This is a genomic window from Massilia sp. BKSP1R2A-1 (assembly GCF_050586525.1).
In the GTDB taxonomy this organism is placed as follows: Bacteria; Pseudomonadota; Gammaproteobacteria; order Burkholderiales; family Burkholderiaceae_D; genus Telluria.
In genome coordinates, this window is the sequence record NZ_JBOBRE010000007.1 from 117,388 (window position 1) to 139,567 (window position 22,180).

The window sequence follows — 22,180 nt, forward strand, 5'->3', positions numbered from 1 at the left end:
GCCGCGACTCCGTTTTGCTAATCGGTGAGAATGGAATCAGCTGTCTCGCCGTTTGCCGACCACTACAGCGCCTCGAGTAATAGAAAAGCCTACGTCCCCAACATAGGCCCCACCCGACTGGGTACATGACTCTGATTGACCCATTGAAATCGGAACAACGTTCACAACGTCGTAACCTTGGCGGTCGAATTCTTCGTATTTCTGAGCAAGCTGCTCGGCGAAGCTGTCAAAATCAACGTGCCGTTGTGTGTAGTAAGTGTTGGTTTCTTTGAAGATAATTCCATCTTGCTTCTTATATGTCCCAAGTGCTGCATAAAACCATTCTGCAACAAATTTCTTACTCATTTCAAACTCCGATTGTATAAAAGTCATCAATAGTTTCGCCTAGGAATCTATTGTTGCACGGCAACTTGTGGATGGTCAACATGCTGCATGATGTTCGAAAAGCGGCTTTCGAGCTACGATCCTTAGTCAAGGTCTCTAGCTCTTTTCCGTCTCGAGAGATACCATGAGGCTACTTTGAGTGTTACCTATAGAGAAACAGAATGGCACATGACCTGACAGCATCCCATAGCGACCGGCAGAACGTTCTCAACAACCGCTATGCTTGTCAAAAAGTACAGGATCACTTGGCACTGCCAGGTATCCAGTACGCCGGCGAAGTAATTTTTACCAAACACCAACTTGCTACTATCTTCTCCGTTAGCGAAAGTACGATAGAAAAGTATTTATCTACCTATGGGGATGAGCTAAAAGCGAACGGCTATACGGTACTAAAAGGTAAAAAACTCAAGGAATTCAAGGACTTAGTGGGGGATACCGTAACAGGTTACGGTACCCTCTCTCAACTTGGAATTTTTTCCTTTAGAGCAACTTTAAATTTTGCAATGTTGTTGACTGAAAGCGATGCCGCTAGGGTCATGCGTAGCCGCATTCTAGACATTGTTATCGATGTAATGGCAGAGCGAGCCGGAGGTCACACTAAATATATCAACCAGCGTGACCGCGAGTATTTGCCCGCAGCTTATCAAGAGTTTAATTATCGAAAGATGTTCACAGAAGCCCTGTCTAACTATTTAGACATGGGCCCTATGAAATTTGGCGTTTATACCAACAAGATTTACCAACTCGTGTTCCGCGAAAATGCAAGTGAATATAAAAGAATCTTAAAACTTGCCACGAATGATAATCTACGAGATACGTTATATTCGGAAGTTCTCAAAGCAATCGCTAGCATTGAAAATGGGTTGGCATGCGAGATGAAGGAAAAGTTTGATTCACTAGGTAGGAAACTCTTACCTGCTGAAGTCGATGCGATGTTGGGAGGCGCAGAGAAGAACCCTTATCTTAAACCAATAATTGAAGACGCTCGAACTAAGATGGCTAGTCGAGATAAGGGCTTCCGTGATGCTCTTCATGAAAAATTGGAAGCTTACATTCAAACTGTGCCTGAGGGTGATTTTGAACGGTTTTTAGGCGAGGCGAGTAAATCGTTGGAACAGCAACTGGCAGATCCAGAGACGCTGGAGGTGTTCAAGCGGCTTAAGGATCGTTAAAAATGGCCGACAACTTCATCTACTTTGACAAGTCGCATGCTATTGCCGTACACGATTGGATCATCGCTAACTCCGGAGGGAGGCCAGGGATGGAGAATGAAGGCCTGCTGGAAAGCCCGTTACAGATGATACAAAACGAGCTTTACTACCCAGAACTCGAAGACAAGATTACGCATCTGTTCTATTCAATCAACAAGAACCACGCTTTTTCAGACGGCAATAAAAGGTCTTGTATTGCATTAAGTGCTTACTTCCTTCAACTAAACGGATTCGGGCATGTTGTTAAAAGATTTATCATTGAGACCGAGAACGTCGCAGTATGGGTAGCAGACAACGTAATTGATCGGGAATTGCTCAAAGAAATCTTGTGTTGCTTGATTTATGAAGAGGATTGCGGCGAGGAACTAAAATTGAAAATTTTGGCTGCTCTTGATAAATCTCAACGAGAAAAAGATGGTATCAATTGAGTTTCTTTGCTAGGTCTTCTGCGCGTAGATGCGTGTAGCGTTTCAGCATATCTAACGTTTTGTGGCCTGTAATTGCAGCAACTTCCATAACATTTAAACCTTTTTCGAACAGTCGGCTCGTCGCTTCGTGACGCATGTCATGGAAGCGTAAGCCGGCGATATTCGCTCTGTGCGATTCGCAGGCTCGTTCGAAAGCCTGACTCATAGACTCTGCCTGAAGTGAGAACACGCGCCCCTCGTCTTTCTTGCCGAACTTTTGTAACGCTGCAACGGCCGTTTTAGAAAGTGGTACTGTGCGTGGAACATCAGTTTTGGTAATGGGAAGATGCGCTGTCTGCTTTTTCAAATCGATTTCTTCCCATGTTAATGCACCGAGTTCCCCTCTCCGCATTCCAGTTTCTAGCGCAACAATAATGATTGTGCGCAACTCTGCTGATTCTGTAGCGTCAAGGATTTTCGTGATTTCGGCATCGCTCACTCGACGATCACGGCCCCGTGGCTTTATTGGCTTGCGCACCTGCGCTGTCGGAAGGCCCCCAGGTAGAGCAATGTTCCACTCCATAGTCGCAGTCTTGAGTACTCGATTGAGCAGGTTAATTTCATGTATTACCGACTGCGCCCCAACGACTTGCAATCGTCTATCTCGAAACTGGGCAACTTGTGATGAAGTCAGGCTAGCCAGCCTGTAAGGACCAAACGCCTCCAACAGAGTTTTTATACGCGACTTGTCAGACTGTTCACTACGTTTGCTCGGTAGCACTTCAACTGCATACCGCGTTAAGACGTCGCTAACTAGCGTCGTTTCGGCCTCGTTGCGTGAAACAAACACCCCGCGCTCCATCTCGGACTCGATGATGGTTGCCCATCGCCGTGCTTCGGCCTCCTTGGTAAAGGTTTTGGTTTGAGTAGGGTAGCCTCGTTTGCGGATCTGAACGTGGTATTGGCCCTCGCCGCGTTTACGTATGGTCGCCATGTGAGCTCTGTAGTTAACTGAGCCGTAAGTGTGCCAAATTTGTGCCAAGAAATGGGAGAAATCTAGAGGAGGGGCCTAGAATAAGGGACTATTTTGGGCCTCCGAAGCCAAGGGTCGTGGGTTCGATCCCCGCCAGCCGCGCCACCCCATCAGTAAGCAATGGCCAGTTCCGGAACCGGACACTGGCGATCAGGCACTCCTGCCTTACTTCCCAATGTCGTTTCCGTTACGACGCCGCTTCACGTCGCAGCCGGCAGTGGGCTGCTGTCGCCGGCCGGCTTGGGCCGGCGTTTGCTATCGCCGATGAGCAGGCGGAAGGTGTCGGGCATCAGGCGCATGGCCAGCTTGTAAACCAAGGTCAGGATCGCGGTGATGAGCACCGGAGTCAGGAGCCAGAAGACCGGATAGGGAATCACTTCGGCGAAGCGCTTGTAGACCATTGAGATCACGAGCAGGAGCGGCGCGTGGGCCAGGAACAGGAAGTAGCTGTAACGGCTCATGCGCGCCAGCCAGTTCCCGAATGGGGTGAAGGCCAGCAGGGAGGCCGCCGGCCAGATCAGCGCCGGGGCCACCAGGCGCAGCATGTTCGTGTTCGCGACGCGGAAATAGATGACATAGGCGCACACGCCGAGCAGCGCGGCCAGCAGGACGGGCGCGAAACGGTCCAGTGCGCGCATGTCCCAGTTGCGGACCGCCGCCATGCCGCCGATGTAGAACACGGGGCCCATGACGTCGCGCAGCAGGAACAGGCCATCCAGGTTGAAGTAGAAGTTGACCATCACTAGCAGCATGCCGAGCCAGGCGGCGTGGCGCAGCAGCCAGCCCAGCAGCGGGGCGACGATGAACAGCGCAAGGAGGTCGCGCAGGAAGTTCAGCGGATAGTTGATCGGCGAGCCGGTCAGGCCGAATGCCGCATCCAGCCAGTCCCGGGTACTCTCGAGTCTCGCATTGCCTGCGTTGATACCCAGCAGTTCGCGCAGCAGCACCAGGCCGAGCAGGACGGAGAGGTTGAAGAAGAGGAAGGGAAGCAGGATGGAGCGCGACTTCTTTTTCAACAGCACCAGAGGATCCTGGTCGATTCCCGAGCGAAACAGGAGATAGCCGGAAATGAAGGTCAGGACTGGCACCGTGGTGCGGAACAGTGCGTGCTGGAAGAAGGCGACGAGCAGGTCGAAGGGAGCAGTGCCAACTTCTGCGATCGGAACGTAGGGAGGCGTGTGCAGGACGACGACACCGAAAATCATCAGGAAGCGAAGCATCGCGATGCGATGTTCGACGGGGTCGGTCCGATTCATGTGTGCTCAGGATGGTGGTGAATCGATCAAGTTTAACATGAAGAAATTTACATACTTGTTGTAATTGTGTCTTCTTTCTTACGATGCGGTGCCATTCGAGCCCATCGAGGCACATACTACGACCTCAAGGAAGTATAAATACATAAAATTTCCGTGTCTCAATCTTGATTGATTCCTTGCTATCAAAAAGCGGCGCACGATTCATGCTTCCTTGGAACTTGTATTTCAGAAAATGCTAATATTCTAACGTTGGTATGGATGAGCAGGGCGGCAACAGTCATGGTGACGTCATGCCAATACGCTATCGTTCTGCCTGCTTTGTTGTTACTTCCAAACAAATTTTCAGCGTGAAGTTGAGTGCACTTATGCATTCATGCTACACTGAAAGTTAGCATAATTGCAAAAATCAATTCTTTGACGGAATCCTATAATGAATGCGAATGAAGTCGTTGCGGTAGTCGGGCTGGGTTATGTCGGTTTGCCCCTGGCAGTAGAGTTCGGCAAAAAGGGACGCACGATCGGCTTCGACCTGTCGAGCGCAAAGATCGAAAACTACAAGCGCTTCGTGGATCCGACCGGCGAAGTCTCGAGCGAACAGCTGAAGGAAGCGCGCCACCTTGAAGTCACCACCGACCCGGCCCTGCTGGCCGAAGCCGACTATATCGTGGTCGCCGTGCCGACCCCGGTCGACATCGCCCACAACCCCGATTTCACCCCGCTGATCGGCGCCAGCCGCTCGGTCGGCGCGCACATGAAGCGCGGCGCCATCGTGGTGTACGAATCGACCGTCTACCCGGGCGCCACCGAAGAGGTCTGCATCCCGATCCTGGAAGAGAAGTCGGGCCTGAAGTGGAAGGAAGACTTCCACGTCGGCTTCTCGCCGGAGCGCATCAACCCGGGCGACAAGGAACACACCCTGACCACCATCCTGAAAGTGGTCTCCGGCGACGACGAGGAATCGCTCGACCGTATCGCCAAGCTGTATGAATCGGTGGTCACCGCCGGCGTCTACCGCGCCTCGAGCATCAAGGTGGCGGAAGCCGCCAAGGTCATCGAGAACACCCAGCGCGACCTGAACATCGCCCTGATGAACGAGCTGGCGATCATCTTCGACAAGATCGGCATCGACACGCTGGAAGTGCTGAAGGCCGCCGGCACCAAGTGGAACTTCCTGCCCTTCCGTCCGGGCCTGGTCGGCGGCCACTGCATCGGCGTCGATCCTTATTACCTGACCCACAAGGCCGAGATGGTCGGCTACCACCCGCAGGTGATCTTGGCGGGCCGCCGCATCAACGACGGCATGGCCAAGTTCGTGGCCGAGAAGACCGTCAAGTCGATGATCTCCTCGGGCTTCCACGTCAAGGGTTCGAAGGTCAACGTGATCGGCCTGACTTTCAAGGAAAACTGCCCGGACCTGCGCAACTCGAAAGTGGCCGACATCGTCCACGAACTCGCCTCGTATGGCTGCGACGTGCACGTGTACGATCCGCAGGCCGACGCCGAGGAAGCGCAGCACGAGTACGGCATCAAGCTGGAAAGCTGGGACAGCCTGCCGAAGGCGGATGCCCTGGTGGTCGCCGTGCCGCACAAGGAAGTGCTGGCCCTGTCGCTGGCCGATTTCCAGTCCAAGCTCAACGAGAACGGTTGCTTCGTCGACGTGAAGTCGCAGTTCGATCCGAAGGCCCTGCTGGAAGCCGGCTACTGCGTCTGGCGCCTGTAATCCGCCCAGCCCTGCACCAAGCGCGGCGCGTGTGCGTCGCGTCGACGCCGGCTTCGCGCCGGCGTGACCGAGAAAGCGTTCGAAAGTGAATAAGTTCCAAGACGTCCAGCAACACCTGCTGCAGCACCGCTACCACTGGCTCGTGACCGGTGCGGCCGGGTTCATCGGTTCGAACCTGGTCGAAGCCCTCCTGCGGCTCGGCCAGCAGGTCACCGGCCTGGACAATTTCGCGACCGGACACCGCCACAATCTCGACATGGTGCGGGCGGCCGTGAACAGCGAAGCCTGGACGCGCTTCGCCTTCATCGAAGCCGACATCCGCAACGAAGCCGACTGCGCCCGCGCCTGCGCCGGCGTGGACTTTGTCTTGCACCAGGCCGCACTCGGTTCGGTCTCGCGTTCGATCGACGATCCCCTGACCACCAACGCCACCAACGTCACCGGCTTTCTCAATATGCTGGTCGCCGCGCGCGACGCGAAGGTCAGGCGCTTCGTCTACGCCGCCTCGAGTTCGACCTACGGCGACCATCCGGACCTGCCCAAGGTCGAGGACCGCATCGGCAATCCGCTCTCGCCCTATGCGGTGACCAAGTACGTGAACGAACTGTATGCGAACGTGTTCGGCCGCAGCTATGGCATGGAATCGGTCGGCCTGCGCTACTTCAATGTGTTCGGCCCGCGCCAGGACCCGAACGGCGCCTACGCCGCAGTGATCCCGCAGTGGGTGGCGGCGCTGATTCGCAACGAGGAACTGCGCATCAATGGCGACGGCGAGACCAGCCGGGATTTCTGCTACATCGACAACGTGGTGCAGGCCAACCTGCTGTCGGCCCTGGCGCCGGGCGAAGCCGCCAACCAGGTGTTCAACATCGCCGTCAACGAACGCACCAGTCTGAACCAACTGTACGGGATGATGCGCGAGCTGCTGCGCGCGCGCTTTCCGCACCTGGAAACGCACCAGCCGCAGTATGTGGACTTCCGCCGCGGCGACGTGCGCCACTCGCAGGCCGATATCTCGAAGGCCGGCGCGCTGCTGGGCTACCAGCCCACGCACCGCATCGACGAAGGCCTGCAGCAAGCGATGGCGTGGTACGTCGCGAACCTCGCGCCATCGAGCGACACCAATGCAAAACCAAATAAGCAATAAAAATCGGGGAGGCTACCGTGTTCAGGATCTCTAACCACTACGTATCCAAGATCGTCTTTCTGCTGCTCTTCGTCGAGGTGATCGTGCTGCTGGGGGCGGCCTACGTCGGCGCCGCGCTGCGCATGCTCGAATTCGGCGACGCGGCGGCCAGTGCCCATCTCGACCACTTCTTCACCTCGGCGGTCGCCTTCACCGTGGCGATCATCTTCAGCATGAGCGCGATGGGCATGTACCAGCTCGACTTCGACGAAGGCCTGCGCCATCCCTTCTTCATGAAGCTGATGCCCTCCTTCCTGATGGGCTTCGCGATCCTGGCGCTGGTGTTCTACATGGCGCCGGAACTGTCCTTCGGCCGCGGCACCATGGCCCTGGTCTTCGTGCTGGCCGGCTTCGGCATCTTCCTGGCGCGCATGGCCTTCTTCAAGTCCTCGGAAGCGCGCTTCCTGCAGTCGCGCATCATGTTCCTCGGCGGCGGCCCGCTGGCCAAGGAGTGCAGCGAGCTGGCGCAGAAGAATTCGAACTACCACCGCTACGACATCGCCGGCTTCATCCCCAGCGCGAGCGAGGAACTGTGCGTGCCGGAGTCGAACCTGCTGAAGGTGCGCGACGGCGATTCGCTGGTGTCGCTGGCGCGCCAGTACAACGTGTCCGAGATCGTGGTCTCGGTGCAGAACCGCCGCGGCGGCTTCCCGATCAAGGAACTCCTGGACTGCAAGCTGCAGGGCATCCGCGTCACCGACGCCGCCACCTTCTTCGAGCGCGAGACCTGCCAGATCCGCGTCGATTCGCTGCAGCCATCCTGGCTGGTGTTCGGCGGCGGCTTCGACCAGAGTTTCGTGCGCACCTTCATGAAGCGCACCTTCGACCTGGTGTGCAGCACCCTGATCCTCCTGATGACCTTCCCGCTGATGCTGCTGGCGGCCCTGCTGGTGAAAATGGAAGACCGCGGCCCGGTGTTCTACTCGCAGGAACGGGTGGGCAAGGACGGCAAGACCTTCTTCGTGCATAAGTTCCGCAGCATGCGCGTCGACGCCGAGAAGGCCGGCAAGCCGCAGTGGGCCGCGCAGAACGACCCGCGCGTCACGCGCTTCGGCAACTTCATGCGCAAGACCCGTATCGACGAGCTGCCCCAGATCCTGAACGTGTTCAAGGGCGAGATGTCCTTCGTCGGACCGCGCCCCGAGCGTCCCTATTTCGTCGAGCAGCTGATCGAGGTGGTCCCGTATTACAATGTGCGCCACAGCGTCAAGCCGGGCATCACCGGCTGGGCCCAGGTCCGCTACGGCTACGGTTCCTCGGCCGAGGACGCGCTGCAGAAGCTGCAATACGACCTGTACTACGTGAAGAACAACAGCCTGTTCCTGGATGTGCTCATCCTGATCAACACGCTCAAGGTCGTGCTGTTCCGCAGCGGACGTTGATCCGCCCCTGCCCGGTGGCCGCGCCGCCGGGCGCGCCGCCTCCACCCGCAACCATCCACCCGCCCGCGCCGCCCTAGTTGACTTCATGGACGTCTCCCTGACCAGCATCGCGGCCTACAGCTACGCGCTGGTATCCGCCTGCTTCCTCGTGCTGGGCGCGCCGCTCGCGGTGCGCCAGCGGCGCCGCCACGACGTGGCGCTCGGACTGGCCTGCCTGGCCAGCGTGCTGTGGGGCGCGGCCCTGGCCTGGGAAGCCGCCTATGGCAGCATGTGGTCGTCGCTGGCCGACAGCACCGAACTGCTGCGCAATGCCGCCTGGTCGGTGTTCCTGCTGGTCCTGCGCGGCCATTTCACCGAGCCGGGAAGCCGCATGCCGATGCGCCTGCAGCCGGTGCTGGTGCTGGGCGCCCTGGTCTACATCGCCTGCCTGGCGGCCGCGGTCGGCGGCTACTGGAGCGTGGCCCATGTCCAGTATTCCGGCGCAGCGCCGATCGCGGTGCGGGTCGCCATGGCGGTGTCGGGCATGCTGCTGGTCGAGCATGTGTACCGCAACCGCACCCTGCACGAGCGCTGGGCCGTGAAGTTCGCCTGCCTCGGCATCGGCGCCATGTTCGCCTACGACTTCTTCCTGTACAGCCACACCCTGCTGTTCCGCAGCATCGACGCCGACATCTGGGCAGCGCGCGGCCTGATCAACGCCCTGACCGTGCCCCTGATCGCGGTGTCGCTGGGCCGCAGCAAGCTGTGGTCCTCGCCGCTGTCGGTGTCGCGCCGCGCGATGTTCCATTCGGCCACCCTGTTCGGCTCCGCCATCTATCTGCTGGCGATGGGCTCGGCGGGTTACTACCTGCGCTACTTCGGCGGCAACTGGGGCACGGTGATGCAGGTGACCTTCCTGTTCGGCGCCCTGATGCTGCTGGCCGGGGTGCTGTTCTCGGGCAGCTTCCGGGCGCGCCTGAAGGTCTTCATCAGCAAGCACTTCTACCGCTACAACTACGACTACCGCGAAGAGTGGATGCGCTTCACGCGCACCCTGTCGAAGCCGGGGCCGGACCTGGGCGAGCGCGCCATCGAGGCCGTCGCCGCGCTGGTGGAAAGCCCGGGCGGCGCGCTGTGGCAGCGCACCGAGGGCGGCCGCTTCGAGCCGGTCGCGAACTGGCAGGGACCGCACCTGGCGGCATCCGAGCCGGCCGATTCGGCCTTCTGCCAGTTCCTCGAAGCCAGCCAGTGGGTGGTCGACCTGCACGAATACGCGCACAGCCCGGACAAGTACGACGCCCTGGTGCTGCCCGAGTGGCTGGCCGGGTATCCGCGCGCCTGGCTGGTGGTGCCGCTGATCCTGCACGCGCGCCTGTTCGGCTTCGTGCTGCTGCAGAATCCGCGCAGCCCGGTCAAGCTGAACTGGGAAGTCATCGACGTGCTCGAGATCGCGGGCAGCCAGGCCGCCAGCCAGCTGGCCCAGCAGGATGCGGCCAATGCCCTGATGGTGGCGCGCCAGTTCGAGTCCTTCAACCGCATGTCGACCTTCGTCGTGCACGACCTGAAGAACCTGGTGCTGCAGCTGTCCCTGATGAACGCCAATGCCGCCAAACATAAAGACAATCCCGAATTCCAGGCAGACATGCTCGAGACGGTCGACTACTCGGTGCAGAAGATGAAGATCATGCTGCAAAAACTCAGCCGCAGCGAGAGTGCTGAGCAGCCGCTGGCGCTGGCGCTGGACCAGGTGGTGGAGCAAGCCGTGTCGCTGAAGGCCGCCTTCGAGCCGCGCCCAAGGCTGGAAGTCGGCGATGCCTCCTTGCACGTGCTGGCCGACCGCGAACGCCTCGAGCGCGTGGTCGGTCACCTGATCCAGAACGCGATCGAGGCCACGCCGCGCACCGGCAGCGTCACGATCCGCCTGCAGCGCGAGGGTGCGCGCGGGGTGATCGAGATCCTTGACACCGGCGAGGGCATGAGCGAGGACTTCATCCGCGAACGCCTGTTCAAGCCCTTCGACTCGACCAAGTCGGCCGGCATGGGCATCGGCGTGTTCGAGAGCCGTGAATACATCAATGAACTGGGCGGCAGCCTGGAGGTGAGCAGCACGCCCGGCGTGGGCACCACCTTCCGTGTGCTGCTGCCGCTCCATCAACAAGAAGTGCCGGCGGACGGCGGGGCGCAGCACGCCCCGCGCGCCGCCTGAGTGAAGACATCACCGAGGAACGACGTGAGCCAGACCAAACCGAAACTCTTGATCATCGAAGACGATCCCGGGGTGCAGAAACAGCTGCGCTGGAGCCTCGACGCCTACGACGTCGTGGTGGCCGGCGACCGCGAGGCCGCGCTGGCCCAGATCCGCCGCCACGAACCGGCCGTGTGCACCATGGACCTCGGCCTGCCGCCCGATCCCGACGGCGCGACCGAGGGCCTGGCCACCCTGCAGCAGATCCTGGCGCTGGCGCCGGACACCCGGGTGATCGTCCTGACCGGCAACCAGGACCATGCGAACGCCGTCAAGGCGGTCGCCATGGGCGCCTACGATTTCCACCAGAAGACCACCGAACCGGAGGTGCTGAACCTGGTGATCCAGCGCGCCTTCTTCCTGCACAACCTGCAGCAGGAAAACCGCCGCATGCAGCAGGCCCAGGCCGATTCGCCGCTGGCCGGCGTGATCTCGCGCGACCCCGGCATGCTGAAAGTCTGCCGCAACATCGAGAAGGTCGCCCCGACCTCGGCCTCCGTCATGCTGCTGGGCGAATCGGGTACCGGCAAGGAAGTGCTGGCGCGCGCCCTGCACCAGTTGTCGCCGCGCGCCAAGGAACGCTTCATGGCGATCAACTGCGCGGCGATCCCGGAGAACCTGCTCGAATCCGAACTGTTCGGCTACGAGAAGGGCGCCTTCACCGGCGCCGCCAAGCAGACCAAGGGCAAGGTCGAGCTGGCCCACGGCGGCACCTTCTTCCTCGACGAGGTAGGCGACCTGCCGATGCCGCTGCAGGCCAAGCTGCTGCGCTTCCTGCAGGAGCGCGTGATCGAGCGCATCGGCGGCCACGAGGAGATTCCCGTGGACGTGCGCATCGTCTGCGCGACCCACCAGAAGCTCAAGGAACTGTGCGCCCAGGGACGCTTCCGCGAAGACTTGTATTACCGCCTGTCCGAGATCGTGGTCACCATCCCGCCGATGCGCCAGCGCGAAGGGGACGCCGCCCTGCTGGCCCACCATTTCAAGAACAAGTTCTGCGCCGCCGAAGGGCGTTCGGCCCTGCACTTCGCGCCCGACGCGATCGCCGCGATCGAAGGCTACCAGTGGCCGGGCAATGTGCGCGAAATGGAAAACACCATCAAGCGCGCGGTCATCATGGCCGACGGGAACACCATCGTCGCCGACGACCTCGGGCTGCCGGGCGAGGGCGCCGAGGAAGAGCCGATCAACCTGCGCCAGGTGCGCGACGAGGCCGAGTACAAGGCCATCGTCAAGGCGCTGGCCCGGGTCGACGGCAATATCGTCAAGGCTTCCGAGATCCTCGGCGTGAGCCGGCCGACGCTGTACGATCTGATGGGACGGCACGGCATCAAGACCGGGGCATGAGCGGCGGGAGGCCGGCAGCAGGTAAGCGCCCGAGGCTGCTGCGCTGGCTCGCACTGCCAGGGATTGCTGCCATCGCCGCTGGCCTTGCCTGCATCTTTTTCCTGCACAGTCAGGGCATCGCGCCCCGCATCCTGGCGCCGTATATCGCCAAGCGTAGCGCGGGGCACAACAGCCTGATCACCGGCAGCGGAAAGTGGGTCGCGCAAACCCTGACCAGTGTCGATCGCGGCGAGCCTGAACCTTATCTGCTGCCACCGCTCATGTTGGGCGCTCAGGAGCGGCCGGCTGCGTTCGACATCAGCGCCCATGCGCGCCATGTGGCGACCGTCGAGGAACTGCGTGCCGCCATGGCCTCTGCACAGGCGGGCGAGGTCATCACCCTGGCTGCTGGCACCTACAAGGTGCGCAGGAAAGCGCTGGACGCGCGCAATCCGGGCAGCGCGGACCAGCCGATCGTGGTGCGCGCCGCGCAGCCCGGCACGGTCATGCTCGACATCGACACCCTGGAAGGCATCGTGGTCGCGGGGCCGTACTGGCGCTTCGAGAACCTGTGGCTACGCGGAGTGTGCCGGCGCCACGGTGCCTGCGAACATGCGTTCCATGTCGTCGGCGACGCCCACCATTTCGTCGCCGTCAACAACGTGCTGCTCGACTTCAACGCCCACTTCAAGATCAACGGCGCGCGAGGCGCCTTTCCGGATCATGGACGCATCGAAGGCAATACCTTGCGCAACGAGTCGGTGCGCAAGACCGACAATCCTGTCACGCCGATTGATCTGGTTGCGGCCAGCGACTGGGTCATCCGTGGCAACTTGATCGCCGACTTCGTCAAGCAGGGTGGCGACGGGATCAGCTACGGTGCTTTTGCCAAGGGCGCCGGCGCGCGCACCCTATTCGAGCGAAACGCCGTGCTGTGCGAACAGCGGCTACAGGGAGAACGCGGCCTGCGCGTCGGCCTGTCTCTGGGTGGCGGCGGCACCGGCAAGCGCTACTGCCGCGACGGGCGCTGTATCACGGAACAGGAACAGGGCGTCATCCGCAACAATTTAATCGCGCACTGCTCCGACGTGGGCATCTACATCAACAGCGGGGCGCGCAGCCGTATCGTCCACAACACCCTGCTAGATACCGCCGGCATTGACGTGCGCTTCCCCGAAAGCAGCGCCGACATCGAGGGAAACCTAGTGGATGGCAGCATCCGGAGCCGCAATGGCGGGCGAGTGCGCGCAGAGGACAATCTAACGACGCCGGTCGGTTTTCTCTATTTCGGGATGCACCCGCAACGCGGCCGCTTCATCGCGCCTGCGCGCCTCGACCTGCGTTGGGATGGGAAAGTCGAGCGTCGCACCGCGTCCGAGTCTACGCCGGACCTGTGCGGCAGCGTGCGGCCCGCGAGGCCGGCTTATGGTGCATTCGAAGACTTCGAAGCTTGCGGGCGTCTTGCAGGGACGGGGCGGTAAGTATTCATCTACCGCTTGTCGGCTGTTGCGTCGAAATAGACGGCAATGTATCGTCTTTAGGATGAGCCGCTTGCGCCCCATTATCGGGCAGGGTAGTTTCTCTGTCCGGATGGAAGCATGCTGCACGCTTCTCGCGGAATCTGCCCCAACGTCGATTCAAGCCGATGCGCAGCGGGTCTTCCACGAATTTAAATGACAGCGCTGCAGTCAGGATTGCCAGCGCCAGGCCGAGCAGTGTCGGAAATCCTGTCTTTTGCACCGCAGTGTAGAACGGCTGTTGCCACAAGTAGAGCGAGAAGGAACACTTGCCAAACCAAAGTAGCAATGGGCTCGACAAGGCACTCTTTGCCAGTTCTGGAAGGAAGTGCAGAAAATTCAGTGCTACCGCCAGAAGAATGGGCGCAAATACGATTTTGCCGCCCCGCATCCTGTAGGCCGAGATCAGAAACGCGCTCAACAACATCAGCAGGCACACGACAATCGTGGAAGTGCTCCGGGAGACAACCGGTTGGTAGAACAGCCGAAGCTGCGAGAGCGTTGCAGAAAACAGCAGCCCGATTGCAGCGCACTCACTACGCAAATGCCAGGGTGAGGCCCCGACGGGCGGCGAGCTCGAATAGAAGAAGTAGATCGCGACGCTGGAGGCAATACTGCTCACTAGCAGCACGCTGGCAACGCGATCACTCTTCAATGTGCGTGCGATGAGCGCCAGGATAGCAAGGAATATATAGCTGTGTTCCTCGACGTTCAGCGACCACACATTGCCAATCGGCCAGTTGTTGGACCAGATACTGATCTGATCAGGTAAATATGTTCGCAAGAAGAGTGTCGTTGCCAGCAGCTCCTCCATGGGCGCTTCGTAGGGCGACGGCTGAAAATAGCGCGCATACACATACATCCCGCTTACGAAGAGAAGAAATGCCGGGAAAACGCGTGAAAATCGCCGGAAGAAAAAATCCGGCAGCGCCACTTTCTTCACAAATAGGAGTTGGCCCATCAGGAAGCCGGAAAGGGCGAAAAACATTTGGACGCCGTAGTCGCCAATCCAAGCAACAGCCGGGCGCGGCCCGAAGTGACAAACCAGGACTGCTACAATCGCGAGTCCTCGCCACCCGTCGAGATAAGGCATGATGACAGTGCGGCGGTCTTCCATATGGTTCTCAACTCAAGCGTTAGGCGAAGGTGCGATATTACTACCAATAAGCTGGAAAACCGTCACTGAACGTATGAATTGCGTGTGGAGCGAGGTATTCAAACAACGAGCTTGACGAACCTGGCAGCCTCCGTACCGAACAGAGATACCTGCTTCAAATTGTGGCGCTCTGCCACGACTAATTTGCGAATCCGTGGCGTTCACCGAATAGAAAAACTGGGCAGCGGCGCAGCGCTTTCCTGCCTGGCATGAGCTAGTAGCCAACAGCAGGTCCAATCGCAGATGCGGTCATGCCATTCCGGGCGCGAGCAGGTGTGATCCGCTTTAGGCAGGATTTTTTGTGTCACGCGCGCTCCCCGTAACAGTTGCGCCCACTTGGAACTGACGGAGGACAATCCGCTGAATTCCTGCGCTGTCAAATCAGCACCGCTCAACATCACCAGCACTTCACCGTCGAAGTCCTGCAGGGATGCCAGCATGCGGTCCGGAAGACTTGCACGCGCCTGGGTGACCTGCCGCTTGAGGCTAAAAGCGTTCAAGGCCAGCGACATGAAGGAAGCCGCGGCGCCGCGATAGTCGAAACGCCCGCCCGCGATCTTTTTCCACAGCGCCGGGTTCAGCAGGCGCCGGCCGTAGTAGTGGCGGATGGTGGCTCTGGCGGCGCCTTCCTCGGTGCGCACCCACGGATTGAGCAGGGCCAGGCCCCGCACGCGCGCGTCGCCGGGCGCATACAGGCTCGCTGCGGTGGCGCCGTCGCACAGTCCCCATAGCGTGACCCCTTCCAGCCCCGGCACGGCGGCGAAGAAGGCATCCATGGCGGCGCGGATGTCGCCGCCGGCCAAATCGAAGGTGCGCGGTTCTCCCTCGCTGTCGCCCATGCCCCGGTAGTCGAAACGCAGCACGGGAATGCCGGCCGCCGCCAGCGCGCGCGCCAGCAGGGTGAACTGGCGGTGGCTGCCGGTGCGGACCTGGGGGCCGCCGACCACGATCAGCACGCCGTGGCGGCGCGGCCGCGCCGGTGCGTGCAGGACGCCGACTAGCCAGTCGCCTTCGCAGGCAAAGGCCAGGCCGCGTTCGGCGCCGTCGCGCACCATCCCGCCAGGGGCGCGCATCGCCACCGCCCCGGCATCGGCGCCGTAGAGGGCGCCGCCGGCGTCCAGCAGGCCCGGCGCCTCGGCGATCTCGGGCGTCTGCCAGAAGGCCGGTCCCGCCACGGGGTGGAGGTGCAGGTCGACGCCTTGCGCGCGCCAGTCTTCGGCCAGCCTGGCCACGGCGGGCGGCAGCGGGCGTTCAGGCGCGGCGAGCAGTTCGCACCAGTGGACCGGACAGCCGCGCGGCGGCATCGACGCCGCGCCGGCTGCATCGATGGCCGCCGCCAGCGCCGGGTGCAGTGCATAACCCGCCACGTCGAGCGGGATGCCGGCGGCCAGCTGCGCGCGCAGGGCCTGGGTGCTGCTGCCTTCCTTCTGCTCGTGCAGCAGCTCGCCCGCCAGGCGCAGGCGCAGGAACTGGGTCAGGAAGGCGGCGCCGTTCGTCACCGGCTGCCACAGCAGCAGGCGCTCGACCGGGTGGCTTGCCTCACGCGCGTAGTCGAGAGCGAGCAGGGCGCCCAGGCGCAGGCCCCACAGGCCGACCTCGCGCCCCGTGCGCCCCGCGAGCCAGGCGCAGGCCGCCGCCAGGTCGGCTTTCCAGCCTTCCCAGCGCGCGTCGACAAACTCTCCCGCGCTGTCGCCGCAACCCGCCAGGTCGATCTGCAGCACGGCGACGCCGCGCGCGGCAAAGGCGCGCGCCTGCAGCGCCGTCATGCGGCGCGACTTGTTCATCTCTTCGGCGAAGGGATGGACGTAGACCAGGGCGCCGCGGCAGGGACCGGCGGGCCGGTGGAACAGGCAGAACCGGGCCCCGCCCGCTGTGTCCAGGAACAGCGGCTCGGCGGGTGCGTGGCGCGGTCCCGGCATGGCTCAGGCCATCTTCGCGCTGACGAAGGCAGCCAGGCTGCCCAGCGTCTCGAAGGTGCTGGCGCTGATGTCGTCGTCGTCGATCATGATGCCGAAGTGTTCTTCGAGCGCGCCGATCAGGGTGACCACCGCCATCGAATCGAGTTCGGGCAGGCTGCCCAGCAGGGGCGAGTCGGCCTGCAGCGCCTGGCCGGCGGGGCCCAGGTTGAGTGTGTCGATCAACACGTTTTTCACTTCGTCGAGTTGCATGATGCTTCCTTTGTCTGAGCGTCGGCGGCGGGGGCGGGATTGCCGCCGCCTTTGCCCCTTCTTGCGAGCAGCGCGTGCAGGCGGGCCAGGCCCGGCCACCGGTAGTAATTCACATGGTACATAGTGCGCACATCCTCCGTCCAGCGCAGGTGCCATTCCATCACGCGGCCGTAGAACTCGATGCGCGCGAAACGGCCCTCGTCGAACAGCTGGCGGCAGGCTTCCTCGCGCATCAGGAGGGCGGGCGAAAGGCTCTTCGGCACAGCTTCATCGTAACTGGTCTTGAGGATGACGATGCAGTCGCGGTCTTCGATGCACAGGTCCATCGCCACCAGCTGCCCGCCGAACCAGTAGCGGTAGACGCTGCCGGCGCCGCGCCGGCAGAAGGCTTCCAGCATGGCGCGATAGTAGCGTCCCTGGGCATTGGCGGCATCCACCGCCGTGCCGCAGCCGGCCTTCCAGCCGGACGATTCGAGGCCCCCGTAGTCCGCCACCGCGGCCGCCATCTCTTCCGGCGCACGGCTGACCTGCAGGCGCAGCGCGACGCCGTCCTTCTCGAGCCGGGCGCGTTGTTTCTTGAGGTTGGCGCGCAGGTTCTTGCCGCGCGCATTCCAGTAGTCCTCGAAGCTGCCGGCGATCGTCACCCGGGCGGTATCGATGTAATCGCGGGTGCGGATGCGGCCCGCATCCGCAGGACGGGGCATGAGTGCGGGGTCCATCTGGGTCAGCCCCAGCACCAGGGCGAAGCCGGGCAGGGCGGCGAGCAGGGAATCGGCCAGCGGGGGAAGTGCGATTCCCGGCTGCTGCAGCCACAGGCCGAGCGGCGCCTGGGCCGGCTGGAAGGTCGACCAGGCGCCGCGTCCGCCGGGTGTCACGAGGGCCATCGCCACCGTGGCGCCGTCCTTGTTGCAGCAGGCCAGCAGCACGCGCCGGTCCGCGAATTCGGCGACCAGGGGCGCGACGAAATCCACGGCCAGCAGCGCCGACGCCCCGCTCGCCGCGTGCAGGGCCTGCCATTGCGCCCCGCATTCGGGGAAGCGCTCGGCGGGAAGCAGGGTCCATTTCATGCCGCCGCCTTGCGCACCGAATCGATCAGCCAGGCCAGCTCGTCCTCGCGCAGCTCCTGGTGGCAGGGCAGGGCCAGCACCCGGCGCGAGAGGTCCGCGCTGACGGGACAGGTGTGCACGTCCACGCCCTGCCACAGAGGATGGCCGAAGCGCACCACGGGCACGCCGGCGGCCAGCAGGCGGTCGAACAGCGCTTCGGGGTAGTCGACCAGCAGCGGATAGACCCAGGGACAGACGCCCGGCGGCAGGCCGGGGTAGAGCGCGCGCATGCCGCGCAGGCTGCCCAGGGCCGCGTCGAGGCGCGCGTAGTTCCGGCGCCGCAGCCCCGCGATGCGCGCGGCGGGCACCAGGGCCAGCAGGGTGCGGGCGAACCAGGAGGAGCGCTTGTCCAGCCAGGCCGGATCGAAGCTGTAGCTGCTGTCGGACGACGAGGGCGCCAGCGCGGCCGGCGCCGACCTGCGCTTCTTCAGCGCGCCCCACAGCCCGTCCTTGAGCTTGAGCGGCAGCCACATCGCGGCCTGGACGCCCTTGAGCCGGCGCCAGCTGAAACTGTTTTCCAGCGAGGTCAGCGCAACCTTGGCCTCGAAACCTGGACCGGCCGAGCGCAGCGCCACCGTGCCCAGCGGCCTGCGCGCCGACACCAGGGCCCCGCCCTCGTAGACCGGGAAGAATTTCATGCTGCTGGCGATGGCGTAGTCGCCGATGGCGCCGACCGGGCGTCCTTCGCGCTCGCCGATGAAAGCGTGGGCGCAGTCCTCGATCAGGGCGACTCCGCGCGCATCGCACAGGGCTCGTAGTGGCGCCAGGTCCTGGATAAAGCCGAAATAGTGGGTGACCATCACGGCGCGGGTGCGGCCGTCGATGCGGTGCGCCAGATCTATCAGGTCGGGCGCGGTGTCCGGACGGATCCTGTAGAACACGGGCGTCGCGCCCCGCCACAGCACGGGCGGGACCATCGACTGGCTGTGGTAAGCCGGCACCAGGACAGTGTCGCCCGGCCCCACGCCGATCTCGCGCAGCGCCAGGCCGATCGCGATGCGACCGCTCGTGACCAGGCGCGCCTCGCCGGCATCGAGCACGGTTGCCGTCGGCGCGAAACCGGCGCGCCGGAACGAGGCGCCGGACAGGATCGGCGCGATCGGAATGGCGGGTTTCGTGGCGGCGGAGCTCATGGACATGATTGAGTATAAACGGAGGCGTAAAAAGTTGTTCGAGAAACACGACGGGAAGCGTCGAATCGCGCGGGGAGGGGCCCCGAGCTGTTAAACTTGCGTGTTGCGCAGCGCCTTGTCCGTGCCCCTGAAAGAGCTCTGAATGCCTGACCTGATCCACGATGTCATTTTCGATTCCGCCCGCCGCACCCCAGGCGCCGAAGCGCTGGTGTACGGCGCGCACCGGCTCGACTACACCGCCCTGGCCGCCGCCGTCGACCGCGCGGCCGGCGCGCTGCTGGCCGCGGGCATCAAGCGCAGCGAGCGGGTTGCCGTCTACCTGGAAAAGCGGATCGAGAACGTGGCCGCGATGTTCGGCGCTTCCCTGGCGGGCGCCGTCTTCGTGCCGGTCAATCCCCTGCTCAAGGCCGAGCAGGTCGTCTACATCCTGGCCGATTGCGCGGTGCGCGTGCTGGTGACCTCCAGCGAAAGGCTGGCGCAGTTGGCCCCGGTGCTGAAGGCCTGCCCGCAGCTGTCCACCGTCTATGTCTGCGGCGCCGGCGCGGCCCTGCCCGAACTGCAGGGCATCGCGGTGCTCCCCTGGGATGCCGCGCAAGTGGAGCCCGCCCCCGGCGTCCCGGGAAGCCGCCGCGCGATCGACGCCGACATGGCCGCCATCCTCTACACCTCGGGCAGCACCGGCAAGCCCAAGGGCGTGGTGCTGTCGCACCGGAACATGGTGGCGGGCGCCGTCAGCGTCGCCAGCTACCTCGAAATCACGCCCGATGACCGCATCCTGTCGGTCCTGCCGCTCAGTTTCGACTATGGCCTGTCGCAGCTGAGCACCGCTTTTCTTGCCGGCGCCACCGCCGTCCTGATCAACCACCTGTTCCCGCGCGATATCGTCAAGAAGGTAGAGGAAGAACGCATCACCGGCCTGGCCGCCGTGCCGCCGCTGTGGATCCAGCTGTCCGCGCTCGCCTGGCCGGATGGATGCACGCTGCGCTATCTCACCAATTCGGGCGGCGCCATGCCGGTGGCGACCGTCGCGGCCTTGCGCGCGGCGATTCCGGACGCGCGGCTGTTCCTGATGTACGGCCTGACCGAAGCCTTCCGCTCGACCTACCTGCCGCCCGAGGAGCTCGACCGGCGTCCCGATTCGATGGGCCGCGCCATCCCGAATGCCGAGGTGCTGGTGGTGCGTCCCGACGGCAGCCTGTGCGCGCCCGGCGAGCCGGGCGAACTGGTGCACCGCGGCGCCCTGGTCGCGCTGGGCTACTGGAACGACCCGGCCAAGACCGCTGAGCGCTTCCGTCCCGCGCCCGGGCGGGATCCGGCCCTGCCGATCACGGAGCTGGCCGTCTGGTCGGGCGACACCGTGCGCATGGACGAAGAGGGTTATCTCTACTTCATCGGCCGGACCGACGACATGATCAAGATCTCGGGCTACCGGGTCAGCCCGACCGAGGTCGAAGAGGGCGCCCACGCCAGCGGCCTGGTGGCCGAGGCGGCGGCCTTCGGGGTGCCGCACCCGGTGCTGGGCCAGGCCATCGTGCTGCTGGCGGTGGCGCGCGAAGCCTCGCTCACCGAGGCCGACCTGCTGCGCGAATGCCAGCGCCGCCTGCCGGCCTATATGGTCCCTGGCCACATCGTCCTGGTCGACGGTCCCTTCCCGCGCAACCCGAACGGCAAGATCGACCGCAAGCTGCTGCAGCAATCCTATTCCACCCTGTTTGAAAGTGCCTGAGCCATGAGTAGCGGCGCCAAGCCCGTGCATGCACGGCAGACCCTGTTTCCCGTCGTCGACGGCTGCCTGACGGTCGGCGGCGTCAAGCTGGACCGGCTCGCGCAGCGCGTCGGTAGCACGCCCTTCTATGCCTACGACCGCGTTGTCCTGAGTGCGCGGGTTGCCCAATTGCGTGCGGCGCTGCCGGACGCGCTGCGCCTGCACTATTCGATGAAGGCCAACCCGATGCCGGCCCTGGTGCAGCACATGGCGAATCTCGTCGACGGTATCGACGTCGCCTCCGGCGGCGAGCTGAGGGTCGCGCTTGACACCGGCATGGCGCCCGAACACATCAGCCTGGCGGGGCCGGGCAAATCCGAGGCGGAGATGGCGCAGGCGGTGGCGGCGGGCGCCTACGTGCACGCCGAATCCGAGCGCGAGGTGCGGGTGCTGGCGCGCCTGGGCGAGCGGCTGGGCATCACGCCGCAGCTCATGTTGCGCATCAATCCGGAATTCGAGCTGAAGTCCTCGGGCATGCGCATGGGCGGCGGCGCCAAGCAGTTCGGCATCGACGCCGAAGACGCGCCGCGCGTGATGGCGCTGGCCGCCGGCCTCGGGCTGGACGTGCAGGGCTTCCACATCTTCAGCGGCTCGCAAAGCCTGAAGGCCGAGGCCATCGTCGAGGCCCAGGCCCAGACCTTCGCACTGGCGAAGCGCCTGGCGATTGAGGCGGCCAGGCCCCTGCGCCACCTGAACATCGGGGGCGGCTTCGGCATTCCCTACTTCCCGGGCGAGGCTGCGCTCGACCTGGCGCCGATCGGCGAACACCTGGCGCCGGCGCTGGAGGCCTTCGGGCGCGAGCAGCCGGGTGCCAGCGTGGCGATCGAACTGGGACGCTATCTGGTGGGCGAGGCGGGGGTGTATGTGGCGCGCGTGGTCGACCGCAAGGTCTCGCGCGGCCAGGTCTTCCTGGTCACCGACGGCGGCTTGCACCATCACCTGGCCGCTTCGGGGAATTTCGGACAGGTGATCCGCAAGAATTATCCGGTCGCGATCGGCAACCGCATGGACGCCGGCGAGCTGGAGCCGGTATCGGTGGTCGGCCCGCTGTGCACCCCCCTCGACCTGCTGGCCGAACGCATGGAGCTGGCGCATGCAGAACCGGGCGACCTGGTGGTGGTGTTCCAGTCCGGGGCCTATGGCCGATCGGCCAGCCCGGGCGGCTTCTTGAGCCACCCGGACGTGGTAGAAGTCCTGGTCTGAGGC

The 22,180-nt window shown here is 62.9% G+C and carries 18 protein-coding genes; 10 read left to right on the forward strand and 8 right to left on the reverse strand.

Going from position 1 to position 22,180, the window contains the following annotated elements; translation table 11 throughout:
* Positions 1 to 36: 36 nt before the first annotated feature.
* Positions 37 to 345 (reverse strand): hypothetical protein, encoded by a 309-nt coding sequence (locus tag ACQ7JA_RS12690; protein ID WP_430898167.1) that lies wholly within the window; start codon positions 343 to 345, stop codon positions 37 to 39.
* 200 nt (positions 346 to 545) lie between these two features.
* Between ACQ7JA_RS12690 and ACQ7JA_RS12695 the strand changes: the two genes are divergently transcribed.
* Positions 546 to 1,556: a DNA-binding protein gene (locus tag ACQ7JA_RS12695; protein WP_430898169.1), complete on the forward strand. Its 1,011-nt coding sequence runs from the start codon at positions 546 to 548 to the stop codon at positions 1,554 to 1,556.
* Positions 1,557 to 1,558: 2 nt separating this feature from the next.
* A complete protein-coding gene (locus ACQ7JA_RS12700; protein ID WP_430898171.1) occupies positions 1,559 to 2,023 on the forward strand; it encodes a type II toxin-antitoxin system death-on-curing family toxin in 465 nt (154 codons plus the stop codon).
* Here the strand turns inward: ACQ7JA_RS12700 and ACQ7JA_RS12705 are convergent.
* A complete protein-coding gene (locus ACQ7JA_RS12705; protein ID WP_430898174.1) occupies positions 2,016 to 2,996 on the reverse strand; it encodes a tyrosine-type recombinase/integrase in 981 nt (326 codons plus the stop codon). The genes ACQ7JA_RS12700 and ACQ7JA_RS12705 overlap by 8 nt on opposite strands.
* Positions 2,997 to 3,235: 239 nt before the next feature.
* Positions 3,236 to 4,291, reverse strand: coding sequence for an acyltransferase family protein (locus ACQ7JA_RS12710; protein ID WP_430898176.1), 1,056 nt, complete (start codon positions 4,289 to 4,291; stop codon positions 3,236 to 3,238).
* A 430-nt stretch (positions 4,292 to 4,721) separates the two neighbouring features.
* On the opposite strand from ACQ7JA_RS12710, the gene ACQ7JA_RS12715 reads away from it, so the two are divergent.
* The 6 genes from ACQ7JA_RS12715 (at position 4,722) to ACQ7JA_RS12740 (ending at position 13,610) form a co-directional block, all read left to right on the forward strand.
* The gene (locus tag ACQ7JA_RS12715) at positions 4,722 to 6,011 is read left to right on the forward strand and encodes a nucleotide sugar dehydrogenase (RefSeq protein WP_430898178.1); all 1,290 of its coding nucleotides are present in this window, start codon (positions 4,722 to 4,724) and stop codon (positions 6,009 to 6,011) included.
* Between the two features lie 85 nt (positions 6,012 to 6,096).
* The gene (locus ACQ7JA_RS12720) at positions 6,097 to 7,158 is read left to right on the forward strand and encodes an SDR family oxidoreductase (protein ID WP_430898180.1); all 1,062 of its coding nucleotides are present in this window, start codon (positions 6,097 to 6,099) and stop codon (positions 7,156 to 7,158) included.
* 17 nt (positions 7,159 to 7,175) lie between these two features.
* Complete coding sequence (locus ACQ7JA_RS12725; RefSeq protein ID WP_430898182.1) at positions 7,176 to 8,579, forward strand: TIGR03013 family XrtA/PEP-CTERM system glycosyltransferase; 1,404 nt, start codon at positions 7,176 to 7,178, stop codon at positions 8,577 to 8,579.
* 85 nt (positions 8,580 to 8,664) lie between these two features.
* Positions 8,665 to 10,764 (forward strand): XrtA/PEP-CTERM system histidine kinase PrsK, encoded by a 2,100-nt coding sequence (gene prsK / locus ACQ7JA_RS12730; protein WP_430898184.1) that lies wholly within the window; start codon positions 8,665 to 8,667, stop codon positions 10,762 to 10,764.
* 24 nt (positions 10,765 to 10,788) lie between these two features.
* Positions 10,789 to 12,150 carry a PEP-CTERM-box response regulator transcription factor gene (gene prsR, locus ACQ7JA_RS12735; protein ID WP_430898186.1) on the forward strand — a complete coding sequence of 454 codons (1,362 nt, stop codon included), beginning with the start codon at positions 10,789 to 10,791 and terminating at the stop codon, positions 12,148 to 12,150.
* Positions 12,147 to 13,610 (forward strand): right-handed parallel beta-helix repeat-containing protein, encoded by a 1,464-nt coding sequence (locus ACQ7JA_RS12740; protein ID WP_430898188.1) that lies wholly within the window; start codon positions 12,147 to 12,149, stop codon positions 13,608 to 13,610. The genes prsR and ACQ7JA_RS12740 overlap by 4 nt, the downstream gene beginning before the upstream one ends.
* A gap of 4 nt (positions 13,611 to 13,614) precedes the next feature.
* Here the strand turns inward: ACQ7JA_RS12740 and ACQ7JA_RS12745 are convergent, their stop codons facing one another.
* The 5 genes from ACQ7JA_RS12745 to ACQ7JA_RS12765 all read right to left on the reverse strand — a co-directional run bounded on the left by ACQ7JA_RS12745 (position 13,615) and on the right by ACQ7JA_RS12765 (position 19,209).
* A complete protein-coding gene (locus ACQ7JA_RS12745) occupies positions 13,615 to 14,763 on the reverse strand; it encodes an acyltransferase family protein (protein WP_430898190.1) in 1,149 nt (382 codons plus the stop codon).
* 200 nt (positions 14,764 to 14,963) lie between these two features.
* Positions 14,964 to 16,721 (reverse strand): hydrolase 1, exosortase A system-associated, encoded by a 1,758-nt coding sequence (locus tag ACQ7JA_RS12750; RefSeq protein ID WP_430898192.1) that lies wholly within the window; start codon positions 16,719 to 16,721, stop codon positions 14,964 to 14,966.
* A 3-nt stretch (positions 16,722 to 16,724) separates the two neighbouring features.
* Entirely contained in the window at positions 16,725 to 16,970 is a 246-nt protein-coding gene (locus ACQ7JA_RS12755) for an acyl carrier protein (RefSeq protein WP_258826678.1), read from the reverse strand.
* Positions 16,952 to 18,037: a GNAT family N-acetyltransferase gene (locus ACQ7JA_RS12760; protein ID WP_430898194.1), complete on the reverse strand. Its 1,086-nt coding sequence runs from the start codon at positions 18,035 to 18,037 to the stop codon at positions 16,952 to 16,954. The genes ACQ7JA_RS12755 and ACQ7JA_RS12760 overlap by 19 nt, the downstream gene beginning before the upstream one ends.
* Positions 18,034 to 19,209 carry a DegT/DnrJ/EryC1/StrS family aminotransferase gene (locus ACQ7JA_RS12765; RefSeq protein WP_430898196.1) on the reverse strand — a complete coding sequence of 392 codons (1,176 nt, stop codon included), beginning with the start codon at positions 19,207 to 19,209 and terminating at the stop codon, positions 18,034 to 18,036. The genes ACQ7JA_RS12760 and ACQ7JA_RS12765 overlap by 4 nt, the downstream gene beginning before the upstream one ends.
* A gap of 142 nt (positions 19,210 to 19,351) precedes the next feature.
* Here ACQ7JA_RS12765 and ACQ7JA_RS12770 point away from each other — a divergent pair, with 142 nt between their 5' ends.
* Both ACQ7JA_RS12770 and ACQ7JA_RS12775 read left to right on the forward strand, forming a co-directional pair.
* Positions 19,352 to 20,935 carry an acyl-CoA ligase (AMP-forming), exosortase A system-associated gene (locus ACQ7JA_RS12770; protein WP_430898198.1) on the forward strand — a complete coding sequence of 528 codons (1,584 nt, stop codon included), beginning with the start codon at positions 19,352 to 19,354 and terminating at the stop codon, positions 20,933 to 20,935.
* A 3-nt stretch (positions 20,936 to 20,938) separates the two neighbouring features.
* Positions 20,939 to 22,177, forward strand: a complete 1,239-nt coding sequence (locus ACQ7JA_RS12775) for a pyridoxal-dependent decarboxylase, exosortase A system-associated (RefSeq protein WP_430898200.1) — start codon at positions 20,939 to 20,941, stop codon at positions 22,175 to 22,177.
* Positions 22,178 to 22,180: the final 3 nt, after the last annotated feature.